This window comes from Vibrio genomosp. F10 str. 9ZD137 (assembly GCF_049974785.1).
In the GTDB taxonomy this organism is placed as follows: Bacteria; Pseudomonadota; Gammaproteobacteria; order Enterobacterales; family Vibrionaceae; genus Vibrio.
In genome coordinates, this window is the sequence record NZ_JBNGCJ010000275.1 from 1 (window position 1) to 3,526 (window position 3,526).

General features: G+C 44.6%; 1 pseudogene. It reads right to left on the reverse strand.

The annotated features are described in order from the left end of the window. Positions 1 to 3,526 (reverse strand): annotated as a pseudogene (locus tag ACP45E_RS04725) (retention module-containing protein); the annotation flags it as partial.

The window sequence follows — 3,526 nt, forward strand, 5'->3', positions numbered from 1 at the left end:
CTGTTAACGTTGCTGTGACTCGACCACCTTCGCCAATGATGCCATCACTGGTGTATTCATGATCGCGCTCTTCGATTTCAACCGTAGTACTGAGCTCGAAATCTGAACTGGAATCTTTCGGTGGCACGATTTGAATGAAGCCCGAATTCATTGCTATGTCGGTGAACTCTGATGGAGATAAGCCATTAGGGTCTATCGTCAATGTCTGAGACACCACCATGCCATTTGAATCCATGACATCAATGACATTCATATTAACGGACGCATTGTTAACGATGACCTGGGCGCCGACAGGAATGTTTTCGATCATGATGGCAGTAAAGTGCTCATCACTGTCGATGTAATCAACCCCTTCTGGATGCCAGTGAATATTAATCGGGCTATCTTCGTTACCTAATGAGGTTGTCTCATACTCACTCGTCGCATCAATCACTGGTACAACTTTGACTCGAATTTCTTGGCTGAATATATGAGTGTGTCCATCGTTTTCAGTCACAATAATATTGGCAGTCACATGAATATTCTCAGTGGAAGAATCCACCGGTCGGATGATGATGCCAGAATTGTTATTGCCGCCTGTAATATTGGCTTCGTAAATCGGTTGCCCCAGACTGTCATAGCCAACAAAGTTCAGGTCGATCTCGGTACCATCGCTGTCTTCAATAACCACCCCAGCAGGGATATTGGATAAAAGTACGGTCACCGATTCCGAATCATCAAGCGGCTTATCTGCCCTTTCCCCGGAGATAATACTAAAATCTAGCACCGCAAAGTTCTTACCATCTTGGCTTTCATCAATGGTGGTTTGCAGCCCTTGAACATCGCCATCAACAAAGTTTTCCCAATCGCCTCTAAACCTTTCTCCACCCGGATTATCAGCCACACCTTTCACTTCAACATTGACAACTTTTGAACCCATCACTTCTTCATCAATAATGTCCCCACCCGACAAAGTCGCACTGTCTTTAATGACACCGGTGACTTTAAACGTAAAGTCCTCGTTACTGTGTTTTTCAGGCACAACATGCACATTAGAGAGCTGATCAAACGGGATTTCGGCATAGACAACGCCATCAATCTCTATGTTTTCAATTTGGCTATCACCGTTACCTTTCCATACCAATTCTGCGTTTTGAGTCACCTCGGAAATACGCACATACAGGGTTTCTGACCCATCGGCATCAACAGAAGGTGCCATTGTAATCACTTGATCTAACGTAAACGGCTTGTAATTGTCATCACTTTCGTAGTCGTTAGGGTCAGCAATATTGTCTTCATTAATTTGGATTCGTTTAACGCCAAAATTTCCACTATCCGCACTTGGCGTCACATCGATAATGAGTTCTTGCGGTTCTGATACTGCTGTCGATTTATCAACACTGTGGGAGTTTGAACGTTCTTTCGTCACTGCGGTGGCTTCGAATCGAATTTGACCTGAAAAATCATCGTTTGGGTTCACACTAATTCGGTTTATCTGATTTGAAGCTATGATGTACACACCATTTTCAGGCGTAATGACACTGCCATTTCGATCTAACAGCTCAAAATTGCCCTCGCCTTGTGTCACTCTTAGCTGATAAGTGATGGTTTCAGGTCTGCTCGTATCTTGAGATTCCGCACGAAGCTGTAGCCTAACGTTGCTATCATCCTCATCGGCTTCATAGTAGTAGGTACTTCGATCGTCATTCCAAGTCGCTATGTCAGCAACACTTTTAATTTCAATTCTAAAGTTCGAGTCGACAGGGGTAGCATTGCCGCCTTCTTTGTCAATTTCAACTTGGTAACGAATAGTCACATTTCCCGCTGAATAATTCTTGTCTGGAACAAAATACAGATTGTCAATTGTCGCTATCGTATTGTTGCCTACCAAGCTTGTACTTTGTTGCAATACCGAACCATCGAATACAATATTTTCCGTAACAGGATCCGCTTCCAACTGATGAAAGACACCATCTTTCAAATAGTAAAAAGTCCCATGATGATCGCCTTCTTTGATCGTCAAGGAGCCGATTGATTCATCATTATCATCATCATGCAGGTTTACTTTCAGTGAAATCTGAGCTGGCGTATCAGCCAAGCCCTGCTGGTTATCTAGATCGTTTTCTGCTTCTGGCGCATCACCTGAAGCGTACTTAATATCCGGATCTCGGCCTGCATCTTCAAACGTCGTTACTTTGAGTCGAACAGGACTGGCTTCTCTATCCGTTATGGTGATATTCACTGGGGCTATCGAGGTATCAAGATCCCCATCCGTTGCGGTGACGTTGATGGAAAAGTTGATGTCGTTACCGTCATGCTCGAGGTAGTTACTTGCGCGAAAATCTATCTCGCCATTAGAATTGATTCTTAACACACCTAATTGGCGTGTCTCTGTGTCCCCTGAGGCATCATTTATTTGCTCATAAACACGAACATTTTGTTCGCCATCTCGCAGATTAATGGAGCTCTGATAAGAGTTACCAAAAACTATTGTGGCGCCGTTAGAGGTGGTGCCTTCAATTTGAGTAAGCTTCGCACCGTCAGCACCCGCGTCATTACTCGCTTCAAACATATTTACTGTAATGTCATCGAAGCCCGCTCCTTCAACGCGCACAATTTCGACCACGGCTATGGTCGGCACATCATCTGTGATCGTAATCGGCAATGTGATTGAATTGGAAACATCCCCATCAAAATCAATGGCAACAACTGAAAAATCCAGTTGAATACTGTCTTCGCTGTTCGCAATCGGGTGGTCAAGAGGACCGAGCAATTCAAACTGATAACGGTTGTCTGCAGCGTCAAACACAATGTTAAAAATGGGCGTGCCACTCGTTGTTTGCGCGGTATAGGTAAACGTGGTTCCACTTTGAGACGAAGTGCCCCATTCTAGAGGCTCTTGTCCGCTGGTAAGATCTTTTATGGTCGCTGAAGCATCGACGAGTCGATATTCAACCACTCCATCGGCGCCTTCATTGATGTTAAACTGGCCAGAAATGACTGTATCGTTAAGTGGGTCGGTACGTTGATCGGATCCAATGCCACTTAAATCATCTTCATCCACCAGCTGCTCACCCGTAAACCCTGATAGATCTGGCGTGTCGTCAACGATTTTAATCGGTAAATCGAATGCCTTTGATGCATCACCATCTCGGTCAACCGCCACGACATCAAATGGAATCGTTAGGCTCGTGGCATCGTTTAAATGATCGAGAGGCTCCAACAAGGTAAAGGTATAAGCGCCATCATCGCCAAGTGATAATGTAAAGATGGTTTTACCGTTAGCCACCCCTTGGTAATGGGTTGTGTTAGCTGTCCCGGTGACTTCTTCAATCGTCACTTTATGACCAGAGGAATACAGGTTTTCTGCCGCGCTAACTAAATTATCCAATTGGTAAGATTCAACCCCATCAGCGCCCTGTGTCGTGACAAAATCACCACTGACTTGAGCACTGTTATTGCTGATACTGTTTTCATTAAGGCTAAATTGACTGGCGTTAGTGGTGCCGTCAATCGTTGCAATATCATCTTCAATGGTCACCGAAAG